Origin of the sequence: Leptospira ryugenii (assembly GCF_003114855.1) — a bacterium.
Taxonomy (GTDB): Bacteria; Spirochaetota; Leptospiria; order Leptospirales; family Leptospiraceae; genus Leptospira_A; species Leptospira_A ryugenii.
The window spans coordinates 82,590-98,997 of record NZ_BFBB01000009.1 but is presented as its reverse complement, the minus strand read 5'-3'; the positions used below and the strand labels follow the sequence as shown (position 1 = coordinate 98,997).

At 40.7% G+C, this 16,408-nt stretch carries 19 protein-coding genes; 6 read left to right on the top strand and 13 right to left on the bottom strand.

Features of this window, described 5'->3' with window-relative positions; translation table 11 throughout:
• Positions 1-3 precede the first annotated feature (3 nt).
• Positions 4-2,028 (bottom strand): protein meaA, encoded by a 2,025-nt coding sequence (locus DI060_RS17430; RefSeq protein WP_108978278.1) that lies wholly within the window; start codon positions 2,026-2,028, stop codon positions 4-6.
• A 225-nt stretch (positions 2,029-2,253) separates the two neighbouring features.
• Here DI060_RS17430 and DI060_RS17425 point away from each other — a divergent pair, with 225 nt between their 5' ends.
• Entirely contained in the window at positions 2,254-3,462 is a 1,209-nt protein-coding gene (locus DI060_RS17425; protein WP_244594489.1) for an LTA synthase family protein, read from the top strand.
• Positions 3,463-3,464: 2 nt separating this feature from the next.
• On the opposite strand, the gene DI060_RS17420 is transcribed toward DI060_RS17425, so the two are convergent.
• Positions 3,465-4,055: a lytic transglycosylase domain-containing protein gene (locus DI060_RS17420; protein ID WP_108978276.1), complete on the bottom strand. Its 591-nt coding sequence runs from the start codon at positions 4,053-4,055 to the stop codon at positions 3,465-3,467.
• A 66-nt stretch (positions 4,056-4,121) separates the two neighbouring features.
• Positions 4,122-4,667 carry a DUF4334 domain-containing protein gene (locus DI060_RS17415; protein ID WP_108978275.1) on the bottom strand — a complete coding sequence of 182 codons (546 nt, stop codon included), beginning with the start codon at positions 4,665-4,667 and terminating at the stop codon, positions 4,122-4,124.
• A gap of 104 nt (positions 4,668-4,771) precedes the next feature.
• On the opposite strand from DI060_RS17415, the gene DI060_RS17410 reads away from it, so the two are divergent.
• The 5 genes from DI060_RS17410 (at position 4,772) to DI060_RS17390 (ending at position 7,130) form a co-directional block, all read left to right on the top strand.
• The gene (locus DI060_RS17410; protein WP_108978274.1) at positions 4,772-5,407 is read left to right on the top strand and encodes an NAD(P)-dependent oxidoreductase; all 636 of its coding nucleotides are present in this window, start codon (positions 4,772-4,774) and stop codon (positions 5,405-5,407) included.
• A 4-nt stretch (positions 5,408-5,411) separates the two neighbouring features.
• A complete protein-coding gene (locus DI060_RS17405; RefSeq protein WP_108978273.1) occupies positions 5,412-5,825 on the top strand; it encodes a hypothetical protein in 414 nt (137 codons plus the stop codon).
• A gap of 64 nt (positions 5,826-5,889) precedes the next feature.
• Positions 5,890-6,339: a Spy/CpxP family protein refolding chaperone gene (locus tag DI060_RS17400; RefSeq protein WP_244594488.1), complete on the top strand. Its 450-nt coding sequence runs from the start codon at positions 5,890-5,892 to the stop codon at positions 6,337-6,339.
• 19 nt (positions 6,340-6,358) lie between these two features.
• Complete coding sequence (locus DI060_RS17395) at positions 6,359-6,880, top strand: RNA polymerase sigma factor (protein ID WP_108978272.1); 522 nt, start codon at positions 6,359-6,361, stop codon at positions 6,878-6,880.
• The gene (locus DI060_RS17390) at positions 6,870-7,130 is read left to right on the top strand and encodes a hypothetical protein (protein WP_108978271.1); all 261 of its coding nucleotides are present in this window, start codon (positions 6,870-6,872) and stop codon (positions 7,128-7,130) included. The genes DI060_RS17395 and DI060_RS17390 overlap by 11 nt, the downstream gene beginning before the upstream one ends.
• A 1-nt stretch (position 7,131) precedes the next feature.
• On the opposite strand, the gene DI060_RS17385 is transcribed toward DI060_RS17390, so the two are convergent.
• The 10 genes from DI060_RS17385 to DI060_RS17340 form a co-directional block, all read right to left on the bottom strand.
• Positions 7,132-7,818, bottom strand: a complete 687-nt coding sequence (locus DI060_RS17385) for a sulfite exporter TauE/SafE family protein (RefSeq protein WP_108978270.1) — start codon at positions 7,816-7,818, stop codon at positions 7,132-7,134.
• Positions 7,815-7,985 carry a cbb3-type cytochrome oxidase assembly protein CcoS gene (gene ccoS, locus DI060_RS17380; RefSeq protein WP_108978269.1) on the bottom strand — a complete coding sequence of 57 codons (171 nt, stop codon included), beginning with the start codon at positions 7,983-7,985 and terminating at the stop codon, positions 7,815-7,817. Before ccoS ends, DI060_RS17385 begins: the two co-directional genes overlap by 4 nt.
• Position 7,986: 1 nt before the next feature.
• Positions 7,987-10,443, bottom strand: a complete 2,457-nt coding sequence (locus DI060_RS17375; RefSeq protein ID WP_108978268.1) for a heavy metal translocating P-type ATPase — start codon at positions 10,441-10,443, stop codon at positions 7,987-7,989.
• A 9-nt stretch (positions 10,444-10,452) separates the two neighbouring features.
• Positions 10,453-10,947 (bottom strand): FixH family protein, encoded by a 495-nt coding sequence (locus DI060_RS17370; protein WP_108978267.1) that lies wholly within the window; start codon positions 10,945-10,947, stop codon positions 10,453-10,455.
• Between the two features lies 1 nt (position 10,948).
• Complete coding sequence (gene ccoG, locus DI060_RS17365; protein WP_108978266.1) at positions 10,949-12,259, bottom strand: cytochrome c oxidase accessory protein CcoG; 1,311 nt, start codon at positions 12,257-12,259, stop codon at positions 10,949-10,951.
• 1 nt (position 12,260) lies between these two features.
• The gene (locus DI060_RS17360; RefSeq protein WP_108978265.1) at positions 12,261-12,788 is read right to left on the bottom strand and encodes a c-type cytochrome; all 528 of its coding nucleotides are present in this window, start codon (positions 12,786-12,788) and stop codon (positions 12,261-12,263) included.
• 3 nt (positions 12,789-12,791) lie between these two features.
• Entirely contained in the window at positions 12,792-12,941 is a 150-nt protein-coding gene (locus DI060_RS17355) for a CcoQ/FixQ family Cbb3-type cytochrome c oxidase assembly chaperone (RefSeq protein ID WP_108978264.1), read from the bottom strand.
• 6 nt (positions 12,942-12,947) lie between these two features.
• Positions 12,948-13,643, bottom strand: coding sequence for a cbb3-type cytochrome c oxidase subunit II (locus tag DI060_RS17350; protein ID WP_108978263.1), 696 nt, complete (start codon positions 13,641-13,643; stop codon positions 12,948-12,950).
• Complete coding sequence (gene ccoN, locus DI060_RS17345; RefSeq protein WP_108978262.1) at positions 13,643-15,073, bottom strand: cytochrome-c oxidase, cbb3-type subunit I; 1,431 nt, start codon at positions 15,071-15,073, stop codon at positions 13,643-13,645. Before ccoN ends, DI060_RS17350 begins: the two co-directional genes overlap by 1 nt.
• A gap of 197 nt (positions 15,074-15,270) precedes the next feature.
• The gene (locus DI060_RS17340; protein ID WP_244594487.1) at positions 15,271-16,266 is read right to left on the bottom strand and encodes an LA_0442/LA_0875 N-terminal domain-containing protein; all 996 of its coding nucleotides are present in this window, start codon (positions 16,264-16,266) and stop codon (positions 15,271-15,273) included.
• Between the last annotated feature and the right edge of the window lie 142 nt (positions 16,267-16,408).

Here is a 16,408-nt window from a genome sequence, read left to right as displayed (position 1 = left end):
GCTCTAAGCGGGGATAGGTTCCTTAGAAATGATATCCACAACTTTGTTCATGATCGACATCAAATCATAATCTTTGGGAGTGAATATTTCCTTGATTCCCATTGCTTTTAACTCTTCAAAATCAGACTCAGGAATGATACCGCCAATCACTACTGGAATTTTATCCTTTGCCTTGTAATGATCTAGCTCATCAAACAATTGTTTTACGATTTCTTTGTGTGAGCCTGAAAGTATGGACAAACCAATGACATCTGCATTTTCTTCTACAGCAGATTGTACGATATCTTCGGGAGATAATCGTATGCCCGAATAGATTACATCAAAGCCACTATGTTTGGCAGATACTGCAATCATCTCTGCACCATTTGAGTGACCATCGAGCCCAGGCTTACCAACTACCATTTTAGGTCTGTGGCCAGATTTTTTGATGAAGGATTCAACTTTTTCTCTTACAGTAGCTACTTTGTCTTCTGTGAGGAAAAGTTTTTGTCCCTCCACTCCTGTTGGTGGGTTGTACTCTCCGTAAACTTCTCTGAGTGCATCCGCCCATTCTCCTGTTGTAACAAGGGCTTTTGCGCATTCAATAGAATAATCCATTAAGTTTTTGCCATCTTTAGCAGCTTGCTTTAGTTTTGCGAGGGCTTCAGTTGCTTTTGTGTTGTCCCTTCGTGATTTTACATCGGAAAGAACACCTAAAGTTTGTTCTGCTGACTTCGGATCAACTTTGAAAATACCACCGTCAGCGTCAGTCATCAAAGGTGATTTGATACCATCGGTCCACTTATTCTTACCAACGATAATCAGCTCATTAGAGTTGATTTTCGAAAGTCTTTCTGTTTGTGACTTAACAAGTTGGGATTTCATGTAGCCATTTTCAATTGCATTCAAGGCTCCGCCCATTTCGAGGATCTTATTGATTTCTTTGTTAGCCTCATCTTTAAGAGCTTTTACTTTGGCTTCTACAACTTTTGAACCATCGAAAAGATCAGGATACTCTAATAAATCTGTCTCATATGCTAATACTTGTTGCAATCGAAGTGACCATTGTTGGTCCCAAGGTCTAGGCAATGAAAGTGCTTCATTCCAAGCTGGTAATTGTAAGGCACGGCACCTTGCCTTTCTGGAGAGGGTGACTCCCAAAGACTCAATTAAAATTCTCCAAGCATTGTTCTCCGGCTGTTCTTCTGTGAGACCGAGCGAGTTTACTTGCACACCATATCTGAACACTCTGTATTTTGCGTTCTTGACGCCGTATCTTTCTTTTGTGATTTCTTCCCAAAGTTCAGAGAAGGCACGCATTTTACACATCTCTTCTACAAACCGAATCCCTGCATTGACAAAGAAGGAAATCCTTCCTACGCACTGCTCAAATTCAGCTTCCGTAAAGCAGTTTCTTTCTTTGATGGCATCCAAGACAGCAATCGCAGTTGCAAGAGCGAAGGATAATTCTTGGACAGGGGTAGCTCCGGCTTCCTGTAAATGATAGGAACAAATGTTGGATGGGTTCCATTTCGGTATATTGTGGAGGCAATACTCATACATATCCACTATGATCTTCATGGAATGAGCGGGAGGGAAGATATAGGTTCCTCGGGCTAGGTACTCTTTGATAAGGTCATTTTGTGTGGTTCCATTCAATTTTTCTAATGGCACACCTCTTTCCTGTGCCAGTGCTACATAGAGCGATAAGAGCCACATAGAGGTTCCATTGATGGTCATCGAAGTGTTCATTTCTTCGATGGGGATTTGGTCAAAGAGTATGCGAAAGTCTTCGAGTGAATTGATCGGAACTCCTACTTTGCCGATCTCTGGCCGGGAAACTGCATGGTCGGAACTATAACCACACTGTGTGGGTAGATCAAAGGCAATGGAGAGTCCTGTTTGGCCTTTCGCTAGGTTTTTGCGATACAGCTCATTGGAGGCCTTTGCATTCGTATGCCCAGCATACGTTCTAAATATCCATGGTTTGTCAGGGGAAACCTGACCTTTTTCATCGTATAGGAGATAATCTTTTTTCTCCGTAGACATGGGGCGCCTCTTTTTATGAAATTCTATGTATAATCGAAATTATTCTGGAATAATTTCACCTAAAATTTATCAAAGGACTAGTTTAAAATCTAGCTTTTGCCCATGCGAGAACCAAAGCCCATTTCATATCCTTCTTTCTTTTTGAGCATCTTGGTACTCTCGTTGGCTTTTACTCTTTTTTCTTGGTTTAGGCCTTTCCCTTTATCTGAGACTGAATGGGAATTTTTGGCAAATTTACGTTCTTTGACCGAGGAGGGAGGCTTTCTTTCGGCAAGAGAGCCGCTTCCATTCGTTCTTTTGCTCACCTGGAAGAAATTACTAGGCCTAAACTATGCTCCCGCATTTTTATCGTTAGCTGGTTTTTTTTATAGCTTGTTTTTACATTTGTTTCTGTTGTTGCTCCGAAGAAATTTATGGGGAAGAAACCACTACCTTGCTCTCTATCTTGCTGCTTTCCTTCCTTTTTCTTATTCATTCCCGACTGAATATTTCCCTGAGCTAGTAGCTTTAGATTTTATCTTGCTAGTCTTTTTAACTTTCCGCTTAGAAAAGATGGGGGATCTGCTTGTTTTCCCTAGCTTCATTTTGTTTGCGTTCCTTTCTAGTTTAAAGATGTTTCTTCTTGCATTTACTTTTTTTGTTCTCTTTTCTGGGATCCGAGGGGCTAGGAAACAAGCTCAAAAGACTTCGGTATTCTTCAAAAAGAGAAATGTTCCGTTTATCTTCTTGTTAACTTATTTGTTTTCTCTTGGTATTACAATATTCTGTTTTTCTTATTTTGATTTTTTTGGAAAACAATCTAGTCGTTTTTTATTTCAAGATTGGCTTTCTATCACCAAACTTGTAATCGCACCTATGCTACTCATAGGCATTGCTCATATTCTTCTCAAAACGGAGAAAGAATTAAATACATACACCGCATCTGTAGTCGCAGTATTTCTCGTGGCGCTTTCCATCTTTTTTATCTATAGAGATTTAACTCGGTCAGCCATCGAACCATGGGACGCTCAGACAAATGCAATTACCAAGGCCTTTGGCCAAGCCGCCATTTTAAAATCCGATCCTATCTATCTGCCTAAAGAGTTTGCATATTCCCTTTATTTCTCTACAAAAACAAAGACCAACTACCTACAGACAAGGGATGAAAATCCAAAGATTTTTATTTATGTGAAAGGGATTTGGACCCAAGATGTCGCCTTGATCCAGAAAACATTGTTTGGCAAACGTAATACACGTGTTTCTGGTTTGGTTCCTTTAGGAGAGGATACGGCCTTGGTGCAAATGACCTTATCTCAAAGGATAAAGTCGATTTCTAGTCTTGATTTTATCAACAAGAAGATCTCAGATGCTTGGGAATCGATTCCTGAGGGCTCCTCTTATGGTCGTTATACGAAAAGTCTTCAGGCAAAATTTGGCTATCTATCTTTCTTTTGAGTTTACAGTTCCCTCGAAAACTTCTTATAATTAGATTTTACCTTTTCGATGTAAGTTTGCGTTTCTGAGTAGGGTGGGACTCCTCCGTACTTTTTGACCGCACCTGGTCCCGCGTTGTATGCGGCTAGAGCTTTGTCAATGTCTCCAAACTTTTGCAACATATCCCGAAAGTATGTCGTTCCACCTTCAATGTTTGCGCTTGGATCTAAAGGATCATCCACACCTAACATTTCTGCAGTTTTCGGCATCAATTGCATAAGACCAAGAGCTCCCTTGGGAGACACAGCCTTTGGTTGGAACCCAGATTCTGTTTGGATGATGGCTTTCACCAAGTTAGGATCCAATCCTTTTTCCTCTGCTTTCTCGTGTATGATGCTGCTTAGGTTTGTTTCTGATTTTGGTGCTTGTGCCGGCAAAACTTGCGTAGGGGAGACAGTGGCCTCCCTATTTTCCTTGGGAACATCTGGTTTTAAGTTCTTTTCAATCAATTCTGGGAAGCTTACCCACGACTTTGGCTGGGAAGTCAATACTTCCAGTTCGCGGACTCTGCCCAAAAGTGGCGCGAAGGAAGAAGGTATTTGGGAAAAGTCCATATAATATTCTCATCGGCCAAAAGTGGACATCCTTGAGAAAAAAATATGTCTCATTTGGAAAGGAACTTAGGGCTCTACTTTCTCCAGAACAAAGAAGAAAAACTGACCCATTCCTTTATAGTCCATACAGCCGAGTAAAGTTTTGTCATTGACCCGGCGAAATACGTCATGTATGGGAAGTTGGTCATACACCATAGTTGCCGTCACCTTCCCCCGAAACTCTGTTAAACGCACTCTGGCTTTGGAGGACCAAGCTTGGAAAAAGAAACGTAGAGGCAGAAAGATGTACTTTAAGAATCCAAAAGGTTTTGATGGAATGAGAGTCGCTAACCGAACAGGCATTAAAGCTGGATTTACCTTGAAGAGAGTACCAAACAAGGAGCGGAATACCAAAGGGTGAACATGGTCTGCATCCTCAAACTCTTTACCATACCAGTTAAAAGTTTCAAGGGCCCCATCCATTGTATGCCCAGTGGGAAATCCAGAGCCTTTCCACATGCCCATCATTTCTTCGATTTGGACAACGGGGAGGGCATCATAGAGCCGAAATGCTTCTTCGGTCGTATTTATGGACTTTCTCATCGCTTGAAATTTCGTTTCTAAATCTTTCATGTTCACCGCTATTCTAGTAGGCCCTCTCAGAAAACAAGTCTCTTCTAAGAACCATGATCAGATTTGAATTGAAATGGAAAGGGTATTAACGAACAATTTGATCTATGAATACAAAGACCATCGCTGTCATTGGCGCTTCCAAGGGAATCGGCCTAGCTACCACCAGTTTGGCGCTCGAAAGAGGCTGGAAGGTCAAAACCCTGTCGAGGAGTCCTTTGCCCATCCCTCTTTTGCCAACGCTCACAGCACATTTAGGTTCTGCCTTGGATCCCGAGGCAGTAAAGAATACCATTGTGGGAGCAAATACAATTATTGTGACTTTAGGCCTTCCCATCCAATTTTCGCATTGTTCCTTTTTTTCCCAAGCCACAAAAAATATCATAGATGCAATGTTAGGCTGGAATCCAAAGGCCTATCTCCTAGTAGTCACGGGAATCGGCGCTGGCGATAGCAAAGGTCATGGTAGTTTTTTTTATGCCTATTTTACGAGACCCTTCTTGTTAAGAGCCTTATATAAAGATAAGGATAGGCAGGAGAACCTTGTAAAAAAATCGGCACTGGATTGGAGTATCTGCCGTCCCGGATTTCTGACAAATGGACCACTCACGGGAGTTTATAGAGTTTTGGAAGATCTGACGGATGTAAGAGCGGAGAATATTTCTCGTTTCGATTGCGCAGATTACTTGATTCGTGAGGCAACTTACAGGAATTATCTTAAAAAAACAACATTGGTAGGATAGGCTGTTGAAACTGGAGTACTATACAAAAGGTCCCAATCGCGTGGTGGTTCGCAGTGTAGGAGAATTGAGTAGAATTCATTCCGCTTTGGATTTCCATTTTAAAGATGAGGCCTTGTTATTTTTGGAATATTACTCTGCGAGATTGGGCATTGTAAAAGTGAACTTTCAAACAAAAGAAATCAGCGGGAATGTTTGGGAAACGAGTGAAGCTGCTCAATCAGCTTCCAACATCAACTATCACTATACAGGATTTCTTTTGCAAGGTCAGTTAACGGCTACTGCCAAGGAAGCCATTCTTTCAAGTGTCTTGTTTGATATCCAAGATCCAAATTTAGAGTTTATGATTGAAAAGAGAGAATCCAAAGCGAGGATTTTGACTCATATCCAATCGAAATACACTTTCACCGAACATCCCTAATTTTTTTTGATCTGGGAACTTTTCTCTTCTTCTTGGGTCTCATAGGCAAAACAGGAGAAGAATCGTGTTACAATCTTCAAAATTCAAGAAAATTAGTTTGTTTGCTCTCATGACAATAGTGTCGCTGACCGTGCTCGCAAATTGCAGAGGCCACTATAGTTTCGAAAAAAGGATCAATTGGGTAGCAGATAAACTAACCTCAAAATTAGATCTGGACGATGCCCAAAAAACCAAATTGGAAAGTATCAAAACAGAGTTGATTGCTAAGCATAAAGAACTGGATCCTCAAAAGGAAAATTGGGTGAAAGAAGTGGTCAGCCAAATTCGTAAGGATACCATTGATACAAAGGTTCTTGATAAACTTAGTACAGAACAAGACAAAAGGCATACAGAAATGAGAAAATTCTTTCAGGCAAAAATGATTGAGTTTCATGCCGTCCTTCGACCTGAACAAAGACAAGAACTTGGTGATTTGATTGAAAAATTCGCGAAACGATTTAAACCTGAAGAGTAAGTAGATTTCTTCAAAGAATATGCAAAGCCATAACAATTTTGAATCCTTGGTGTCTGAAACAAAGTTGTTGGTACTCAAAACGATCGGTGAAACCCTCATCGATCGTTTTGATGATTCCACAGAAGACATTGTCCAAGAAGTCTACTTCCGTGTGTATAAGTCCTTACAAAAAGGCCAATTTCGAGGTGATTCTAAACTTTCAACTTGGATCTACCAAATAGCCAAAAATGAATCTAAGCGTGTGAACGCAAAACGAATCAAAGAAGAGGAAAAGGCAAAAAAATACTTGGACTCCGATCAGTTCCAAACATTGCAGAGAGAGGAATCCGAAGACCTTATCAACTCATTTCAAATGGAGAAGCTTTTGAGAACAGTGCCTGAGCCATACAAATTGCCCTTAAAGCTATATCTTGCAGGAAAGTCGATGGAAGAAATTGCAAATGACTTGGCAATGAAACAAGGAACTGTAAAATCAAGATTGTTCCGAGCCAAAGAATGGATTCGCAAAAATCTCATAGGAGAATTGAAACATGAAACCTAAAAAACGAAAATGGGAAGAATTGTTACAAGATCAGACCTTTGATCTTCGTATCAAACAAAAAACAGAAAAACGATTCCAAAGAGAAAGAAGAAACACTCGTTTGGTGGCGGCTGCATGTTTATTTGCTTTGCTCGGTCTTTTTTCTGCAATGGGATTGAATATAAACAATGATGAGTTTTCAAACCAGCTTGCTTACTTAGTGGAAGAGTATGATTCGGTCTCGATACTTTTTTCCGATGTAAACGAATGAGTCAGTCCGAGTGGGGATGTGCACAAGACTCGGAATGGGTCGGGTGCATCAATCGATACGAGGAAAATCCCAAGGCCACTACGACCATCACAACTCCTAGATACCGCACATACCTTGGCCCTAAAACCGAAGCAAAAGTGCGAAATCCCAAGGAAAAACCAAAGAGTGCCGGTACTGTGCCAATAAAAAAAGAAAGCATCACCATAAGGCCCATTGAAATTTCGCCCGTAGCAAAGGACATGGCATAGGCTGGATATAAGATACCACAAGGCAGAAAGGCACTCAAAGAACCCAATAGAAAACGATCCCAATGAATGGAATGTTTATCATTCCTAAGTCGATTTTGTAAAAATGCATAGATCCTACTAAATGCATTGATACTCTTCCCTCTGACAAGGTATTGAAATCCAAGCATTATAATCATCAAAATTGAGAGTATTCCTGCAATGTTTTGGATTTCAACCAAGCTACCAAAGGAGTTGGCACCCTTCCCGAGAGAAGCAAGGAATATACCCATCAGGAGATAGGAAAACAATCTCCCAGATTGATGTAGAAAAAAAACCTGATTCTTGGGTGCAGACTTTTGTAAGAGACTCACAATCGGACCACACATAGCAACGCAGTGCACGCTACTCGTGAGGCCAAAGAGAAAAGCCGAGCCCAACAATCCTAGAGATTCGGGATTCATTTTTGACCCTTTTCCCTATCAGATGGAAGATCATCCTCAAAAAAGATTCGGTACTTTGGTGCTTCGATATCTTCAAATTGTCCTTTTTTAATCGCGGTAACAAATAGCCACAAAAAGAAAAAAGCAATCACGGTCGCTATAGGGATGGTAAGGTACAGTGCCTCCATTTTAGTTCCTCCGATATCTGATGGAAAGAGAATTTAAGATAACAGTCAATGAGGAACTTGCCATAAATACTGAGCATAGAACTGGCAGCATAAAACCAAAAACGGCAAGAGGTAACATGATGGAATTGTAACATAAAGAAATTATAATATTCTGTTTAATTACCCTTCTTGTTAGAGCTGCAGATTCGATAGCAAATGTGATTCCATTTAGATTTCCGGAGGTCAAGACGACGTCAGATTTTTCTAAGGATAGGTCTTCTGCTTCTGTATGTGAGATTGAGACATCTGCTGCCGCGAGAGAAAGACTATCATTAATCCCGTCCCCAACCATAGCTACGATTTTGTGCTGATTCTTTGCCGATTCTATCTTTTTCCATTTGTCGTCTGGGCTTTGGTTTGACTCGAAATCGTTGATTTGTAGTTCCTCGGCAGTGGCAGCAACGGCTGAATCTCCATCACCCGATAATAGAACGATTTGGCTGATACGGCTCTGCAATGAAGTTACTAAATTTTGCGCACCAGGTCGAATGGAATCAGATAAACTCATCTGTCCTTTGTAGATCCCGTTTATGGCTAAATGAACAGAGGTGCCTTCTTCGGTGCTTTCTCGAGGCCAAGGGATTTCGTTGATATCCATCAGTCTATGGTTGCCAAGTAGAACAATCCAATCCTCAGCCCCAAGGCTAACGATTGCTTTGATTCCTTGCCCAGGTATTGCTTGGAAAGATTTTTTTTCGATCTGAGATGTTGACGGAGATGACTCTACCAGCGGTTTTAAATACCGTACGATGGATTTAGCCAAGGGATGGTTCAGTTCTCGTTCGAGATGATACACAACAGGTAAATATAGATCGGATATGGTATTGCTTTTAACTTGGAATTTTCCTTCTGTCAATGTCCCTGTTTTATCCAAAAAAATAATGTCAATCTGAGAAAGGGGCTCTATCACACTAGGATTTTTTAAAAGTACACCATGTTCGGAATTTACGATATGGTTCATAACCAAAGCTGTAGGCACAGAAATTCCAAGAGCACAAGGACAAGCAACGATTAAGACCGAGATAGTATATACCAAAGCTCTTTCAATGTCAAAATTTGTTCGAATGAGCCAGACGGCACAGGTGAGCAGCGCAATGATAAAAACGATACTTATAAAATAAGATGCAATTTTTTCGGTGAGGACTTGGATTTTAGGTTTTGTCAGGAGTGCCTCCTCCAAGCGGACCTTCAAATTGGAAAGGGTAGAGGCATGGTAATCAGAACTTGCAATCAACTCAATGGGAAAATCCAAGGCAAGAGAACCTGCGAGCAATTTGTCACCTTTTTGTTTTTCGATTGGTTTGGATTCGCCCGTTAGAAATGATTCGTCAACGAGTACCAGATTGGTTTCGATGATTCCATCCACAGGTACTCGCATACCTGGTAGAATCTTAATTCGATCATTTTGTTTGATGCGGTTTGATTCTACCTGAGTTTCGACACCTTCCACAACCAAAATTGCTGACTCTGGTAATTTACAGAGCAGTGATTCTATTTCTTCGGAAGCTTTAAACCTTGCCTTTTCCTCAAAGTACTTACCGATTAAAATAAAGAAATAGATCATCGCAACTGAGTCAAAATACACTTCGCCTCTATCTGTTAAAGTAACAAAGACAGAATAAAAGTAGGCGAGTGAGATCCCCAAAAAAAGAAGAAAATCCATAGTTAGAGTTTTTTGTTTTATACTTTGGAAAAAACCTCTCATAAAAGGATAGCCAGAGTATAGATAGGCGGGCGTTGCAAAAAACCAAGAGGCATAGTGAAATAATCTCTTAAAATTTGTATCTATTCCTGAAAAGTAACCACTATAAAGAGCAACACTCAAGATCATCATGTTGCCAAATGCGAAGCCAGCAATGCCAATACGCATAAAGAGAGTTTGTAAGCTTTTTTTCTGGGTCTGTGTTTTTTGTCCCGGGGCATAGAGTTGGGCCTTATAACCTATGTTTCGGATCAATCGGATGATAGATGATAGTTTGATTGTACTTGGCTCGAAGCTTACTTTTGCTCTGCCTGAAGCAAAGTTGATTTTGGCAGACAGAACACCTTTGGCTTCGGAGAGAACCTTTTCGTTTAACCAAACACAGGCGGCACAGTGTATATTGGTGATTCTTATATATACTTCAGCGATTCCATTTTGAAGGGTTACGTATTTTTCAAAAACAGCAGGCGAATCAAAAGAATCAATATCAAAGTCTTCATGCTCCTCGCGGCTTACTCTTTCAACAGTTTGGGATCCTCGGAGTTTATAATAATTGTCAGCGGAGATTGAATGAACGAGCGAGTAAACCGTCTCACACCCTTCGCAGCAAAAGTATTTATCTAGGCCATCAATTTTTGATTGGATCCGAACAAGTTCAATCGGATTCCCACAATGGGAACAAAGTTCCAGGCTAGAAACACTTAATTTAGTTTGCATCTATTTTGCCTATCGGACAATGATCTGGCCCTGTTTTTCAAAGTAACGGTTTTCGATTTTTGCTATGACTCTCGTATTCCAAGTCCCTGGATCCAAATCAGGAAGTTTCGCTGAGAACACTCCTGTTTCCTTTTCATTTAAAACCAATCGTAGTGTTTTGGAAACAGTTGCATTTCTTTCTAATATTAACTTTACCTCTTCACTAGGAACCTTTGATTCATTCTGTAAGAGAGAGACTTGGAGGATCAAATTTTCCTTGGGTAGAATGTCTGCATTTGCTCCCCAATTTAAATCAAGTCTATAGCCAGCAGACATTAACTCTTTTTGGTCACGGATTGTTTTTTCATAGTTCAATCCAATTTCATAGTAATCCTTATCCATAACAGGTTCATATTGTTGGTAGGTAAGTCGGATCGTATAAAAGGTGGCTCCCACCAAACATAAAAAGGCAGCGAGTACCACATACATAGCTTTTCGTAAAGAGGGGTCGAGATTTTTGAACATATTAAGTACCTGGTATTTTTAATGATAAGGCTTTTTCCAGTTTGAGGCTTGGGTCATGTGCATTGCTTAGCCGAATTAAACCTGGAATGAATGATTCAGAGATTTCAGAGGCTGTTAATACATCTGTTTCTAAGACGACAGAAAAGCTCTTGAGCTCTCCTGATCTTAATGTGAAGGTAGTCCCCTCACCAGAGAGTATTTGGATTTTTTTGTTGTGACGAATATCCAATGCTTCAATCTTATATTCTTGTTCATTGGGGTCAATGTTCTGAATTCTAAGAGATACAAATGCTCTTAGCCTATTGTCTGTTAAAAGAACCGGAGGCATAGATTTGTTATTTGCCGCAATCATAGAAAAGGGCAGTCTAGTGATGAGTTTATAAGAGGCACCCACCAATACGATACTCAATAAAATGGCATAGATAACTGTTCTAGGTCGGATCCACTTGATTGGACCTCTTGTTTCAATTTGACTTAGAGAAAAATAACCGATCAAAGTTTTTTTATTTTCTTTCGCCATGATACTAGTGCAGGCATCGACACACTTACCGCAAGCAACACAGCCAACTTGTAATCCTTCACGGATATCGATTCCGGTAGGACAAACCACAACACACATATTGCAAGCGATACAATCGCCAATTTGTGTTTTTTTATCTCTCCTTGGCTCTCCACGTTTGTAATCATAAGTTACATTCCAGGAATGCTCATCCATAAGAAGCGTTTGGAATCTAGCATATGGGCATGCATATTTACAGAACTGTTCGCGAATAAAACCGATATCGATAAACATTGCGCCAGTAAAAAATAATGTAAAATAAAAATATGTTTCGAAGGAACCTTTGGCATACGCTCCTATCATTTCATATGGACTGACGAAGTAGGCGATCCAATGAAATGAAGCAACGAAGGAAACCAAAAGCCAAATAGAGTACACAATGTACTTTTTGAAAATGGGGGCATCCTTTTTTCCGTATTTGCTATCCAGAATGAGCCTCCCAATTCGATCAAAAAAATCCGTGTAAATGGTTTGTGGGCAAGCCCATCCACACCAGACACGACCAATGACAGAAGTAAAGAAAAAGAGAGATAAGCCCATAGTCAAAAGAAAAAACCATAGGATTAAGCCCTCCTGAGGAATAAAGAGACCACCAAACAAATGAAACATTCGATTTGGGATATCCAATCGAATCAATGGGCTACCCGAAGGCAATATGACCCAAGGAGCTGAGAAGAAGAGGGCGACTAAAAATCCCATCACCCAATTGCGTCTTGTTCTGATTTTACCTGATTGTGGTCTCGAAATAATCATCTTACTTTGCCTTGACCAATGTTTGATTTTTGGTAGCCAACCATGCCATGATAGAGTAAACCTTATCAGCACCCAATCCATTCCAAGCTGGCATACCGCCGCGATTTAACTTTTGGCGTTCTGGACCAATTCCACCCATTACATTTGCAAACACTTCTTTATCTGTGTTTCCATGTATCCATTCAGCGTCTACGAGACTAGGTCCGACAGCGCCTTCTGCATTTGGTCCATGACAGGCTGCACAGATTTGTTTGTATGTAGCTTCTCCTTCTTTGATGGCCACAGCATCCTCACGGAAGGGATTCGATCCATCGGCTGTTTCCACTAACTTTGGCTTGTTAGGATACTTTGCTTCATGCTCAGCCACTTCTTTTGCATAGGCAACTTCTTGCGGCCAATCCGAAAACCAATGAAAGTAAACCACATAGCCTACAGAAAATATGATTGTGAGCAACCATACCAACTGCCACCAAGTTGGCATCGGGTTATCAGCTTGGTAAATGCCATCTACTTCTTTAGGTTGTTTCATAAATTAATCCTCCTCGAGCATTCTTTGTGCTGGGCGCTCGACTTCCTCTTTGGTTCGTACTTTGTACACATAATAGATGATGTATCCGATTGCCAGAACGAGTACTGGCAATCGTAACCCTTTGTAAACTATTAGGATATCTGATTCTGTCATATCTTCCTACTTTACTGTATTCTGAAGTTCTGCAGAGTCTCGACCTAACTTTTGTAAATAAGCAACCAGAGCATCACCTTCTGTTTTGCCTTTCAGAAGTTCATTAGCTTTTAGATAATCTGCTTCTGTATAGGGAACTCCTACTTTCGCAAGTGCCTTCATATGGCTGATGATTTCATCGGCATCCACAACATTATCCGCATCAAACAGCCATGGATAAGCAGGCATAATTGAATTGGGAACCCCACCCAAAGTTCTCGGGTTTAGTAAATGGTTCTTATGCCACTCATCAGATCTGAGCATCAAAGATTCATGAGCTAAATCTGGGCCTGTTCGTTTGGAACCCCATAGAAATGGATGGTCATACACAAACTCTCCACCTTTTGAATACCCATCTCTACCTAATTTTTTTGTAGGGTCAAAGCGGTCTACTTCCCATTTAAAAGGTCGCACCATTTGCGTATGGCAGCTCATACAGCCTTCTTTTTGATACACGTCTCTTCCAGCTAACTCTAGTGCATTGTATGGCTTCACTGTTGAGATCGGAGTCACAGTTTTTGTCAGGAAGAATGGAGGAATGAGTTCAAATAATCCTCCAATCAAGACCGCTATAGTTGCGTAAACCGTGAATTTTACTCCTTTTGTGTCCCAATGGTCTGCAATGTTTGAAAACCAATCTAATAGTTTATTAAATCCTAACATTATGCCCTCACTCCAATTCTAAGATCTTGTTCCACAAAACCACTGTCTTTCGACTGAATTGTCTTTATAAAATTATATACCATAAGAATGATACCAGTAAGGTATAGTGTTCCCCCAATAGCACGGAAGAGTCTATATGGTTTTAAATATTCAACGATCTCAATCCAATCTTTATAGATTAGCTCACCATTTTCTCCTACTGTGCGCCACATTGTACCTTCTGTAATTCCAGAAACCCACATTGAGATGATATAGAGTAGGATACCAAGTGTTCCTAACCAGAAATGGATGTTAGCGAGTCGCTCACTATACAGATTTGCATTCCACATCCTAGGAACTAAATAGTAAAGTGCTGCTGCTGACATGAAACCAACCCAACCAAGAGTTCCCGAGTGAACGTGTCCAATGATCCAATCTGTATCATGGCCAAGAGCTGAAACAGCTCTAATGGAAAGTAAGGGTCCTTCGAACGTAGACATACCGTAGAAAGTGACGGCAGCGAGCATCATCTTAAGCGTAGCATCGACTTTGATCTTATCCTTTGCTTGTGTAAGGGTAAGGAATCCATTCAACATACCTCCCCAAGACGGCATCCAGAGCATGATCGAAAATACCATCCCGGCTGTTTGTAACCAATCTGGGAGTGGTGTGTAAAGAAGGTGGTGAGGACCTGCCCAAATGTAGATGAAGATCAAAGACCAGAAATGAATGATGGAAAGTCTGTGAGAATAAATCGGCTGTTTGATATGCTTAGGTAGATAGTAATACATCAAACCTAAAAATGGAGTGGTTAAAACAAACGCAACAGCGTTGTGACCATACCACCATTGGATATTTGCATCGAATAATCCAGCATATACCGAGTATGATTTTAAGAAGGATGCAGGGATTACTATGTTATTCACAATGAACAACAAAGGAACTGTGATGAAGGAAGCGAGGTAGAACCAAATCGCCACATACATCTGCTCTTCTTTTCTTTTGAAGATGGTAGCCATATAATTTACCAAAAAGATTACATACCAGACAACGATGAGTAGATCGATTGGCCATTCAAGTTCAGCATATTCCTTTGATTGGGAGAGTCCTAGCGGCAAGGTGATCGCTGCTAAGACAATCGATAAATTATACAATGCCAAATGGGCGATCGAAAGTTTATCATTCCACATACGGATACGACAAAGTCTTTGTACTGTATGGTATGCCGTTGCAAAAATTACACTTAAAGCGAAGCCAAAGATGGCGGCATTGGTATGAAGAGGGCGTAATCTACCAAAGGAAATCCAAGGTAGTTCAAAATTCAGCTGTGGATAAACCAATTGAAAGGCAATGATCACACCGATTAACATAGATGCGAGGCCCCAGATCAACGCTGAAATGATAAACCCTTTCACGATAAAATCGTCATATTGAGGTTTTTCTGTAGTCAATGTCGTACTCCTAAGTCACAGTTCCTGCGAATGATTTTTATATCTCTCACTCACAATCTTACCGTTTAAGAAAACAGACGAAAGCTGTGCTACATTTTCAGGATTTCAGATAGGCTGTTTGGTATTGATTTTTGTCATGAACCGAATAGAATGAATATTAGAATCATTCAATATTCATTCTATTCGGATAAGGGGTGTTAGAAGACGAATTGGTAACCGACGTTTGTTTTTGTTTCGAAGCGACGTTCAAAGAAAGAAGAGAATGGCACTGCATCCAATTGGTCCATTGTGGTTTTAACATAGAACCTGTCTTTTTCTTCTGGGACTTGGAGGTCAGCTACAGATTGTTTAGGATGGAACAAGAAAGCGTCCAATACGTTCCATGCATAGAGTAGGGCAGTGGCTCCCCCGATGTATTGCATTTGGCGGTAGTGCTTTTCTACGGACTCTCTCTGTCCTTTGAAAGGAGATATTTCGTTCGCTGTGTACGCAAACAGCGGGTCTGCCGGAACAGCGCTGACCACAGGGCCAGCTCCCAAAATGGCACGGATATAACCAGTCTCTGTATAAGGATTGTCTAGGTTGTTATAATCACGCTTTGCATTTAAATAATAGCGATTTTCTTCGTAGGTAAAGAAAAGTCCGACGGCAATCAATGTCGGATACACAAATGCGACAACCTTCCTACCTTGGCGGTACTGACCCCAACCAGGCAAAACCGCTGATCGCCAAACAGCACCACCACGTGTTAAGTTCTTTCGGCTTTCTTGGGCAAGTTTTTCTTCTGCCTCTCGCTTCTTCTTGGCTTCTGCATCTTCTTTTGCTTTTTTATCTGCGTTTTCTTTATCGGCCTTTTCCTTTTCTGCGAGTTCTTTCTTTTGTCGCTCTTCTTCTTTCTGTCTTTCTTTTTCTTGCTGAAGTCTAGCTTTTTCTTCTTCAGCCTTTCTAAGCTTTTCTTCTTCGGCCGCAGTGATATGTTCTTTGTAGACAACTTTTAATATTTCTGATTTGGAGATCGTTGCAACCGTTCCATCTTCTTTCTGGATCTTTAGCTTGTTCTGGTCTTGTTCAATGATCTTTCCTTTCACAGTACCACCTCGCTTGAGGAGGACGTTTTCGGCAAACATTGGTACCGAAAGAAGCAATACAAACAAAAGGGGGGTGTGAATATGAGTTCTTAGGACAGATTTCAAAGTTAAACTCTTATGTTAGAATATTACCTTACGTATTCAATCGTAGGATTTGCCATTTTCAGGCTTTCCTTTCCAATCGTCTCCATAATTTACAATCAAAGCAAGAAGTTTTTTCAAGTTAAGGATGGACTCAGTGACACTC

Coding starts and splice junctions, on each gene's coding strand:
- DI060_RS17360 (WP_108978265.1), bottom strand. CDS start 12,788: ATGAAACAACCTAAAGAAGTAGATGGCATTTACCAAGCTGATAACCCG.
- DI060_RS17385 (WP_108978270.1), bottom strand. CDS start 7,818: ATGAATCCCGAATCTCTAGGATTGTTGGGCTCGGCTTTTCTCTTTGGC.
- DI060_RS17415 (WP_108978275.1), bottom strand. CDS start 4,667: ATGAAAGATTTAGAAACGAAATTTCAAGCGATGAGAAAGTCCATAAAT.
- DI060_RS17430 (WP_108978278.1), bottom strand. CDS start 2,028: ATGTCTACGGAGAAAAAAGATTATCTCCTATACGATGAAAAAGGTCAG.
- DI060_RS17390 (WP_108978271.1), top strand. CDS start 6,870: ATGAAACCTAAAAAACGAAAATGGGAAGAATTGTTACAAGATCAGACC.
- DI060_RS17370 (WP_108978267.1), bottom strand. CDS start 10,947: ATGTTCAAAAATCTCGACCCCTCTTTACGAAAAGCTATGTATGTGGTA.
- ccoS (WP_108978269.1), bottom strand. CDS start 7,985: ATGGAGGCACTGTACCTTACCATCCCTATAGCGACCGTGATTGCTTTT.
- DI060_RS17375 (WP_108978268.1), bottom strand. CDS start 10,443: ATGCAAACTAAATTAAGTGTTTCTAGCCTGGAACTTTGTTCCCATTGT.
- ccoG (WP_108978266.1), bottom strand. CDS start 12,259: ATGATTATTTCGAGACCACAATCAGGTAAAATCAGAACAAGACGCAAT.
- DI060_RS17350 (WP_108978263.1), bottom strand. CDS start 13,643: ATGTTAGGATTTAATAAACTATTAGATTGGTTTTCAAACATTGCAGAC.
- DI060_RS17395 (WP_108978272.1), top strand. CDS start 6,359: ATGCAAAGCCATAACAATTTTGAATCCTTGGTGTCTGAAACAAAGTTG.
- DI060_RS17355 (WP_108978264.1), bottom strand. CDS start 12,941: ATGACAGAATCAGATATCCTAATAGTTTACAAAGGGTTACGATTGCCA.
- DI060_RS17420 (WP_108978276.1), bottom strand. CDS start 4,055: ATGGACTTTTCCCAAATACCTTCTTCCTTCGCGCCACTTTTGGGCAGA.
- DI060_RS17410 (WP_108978274.1), top strand. CDS start 4,772: ATGAATACAAAGACCATCGCTGTCATTGGCGCTTCCAAGGGAATCGGC.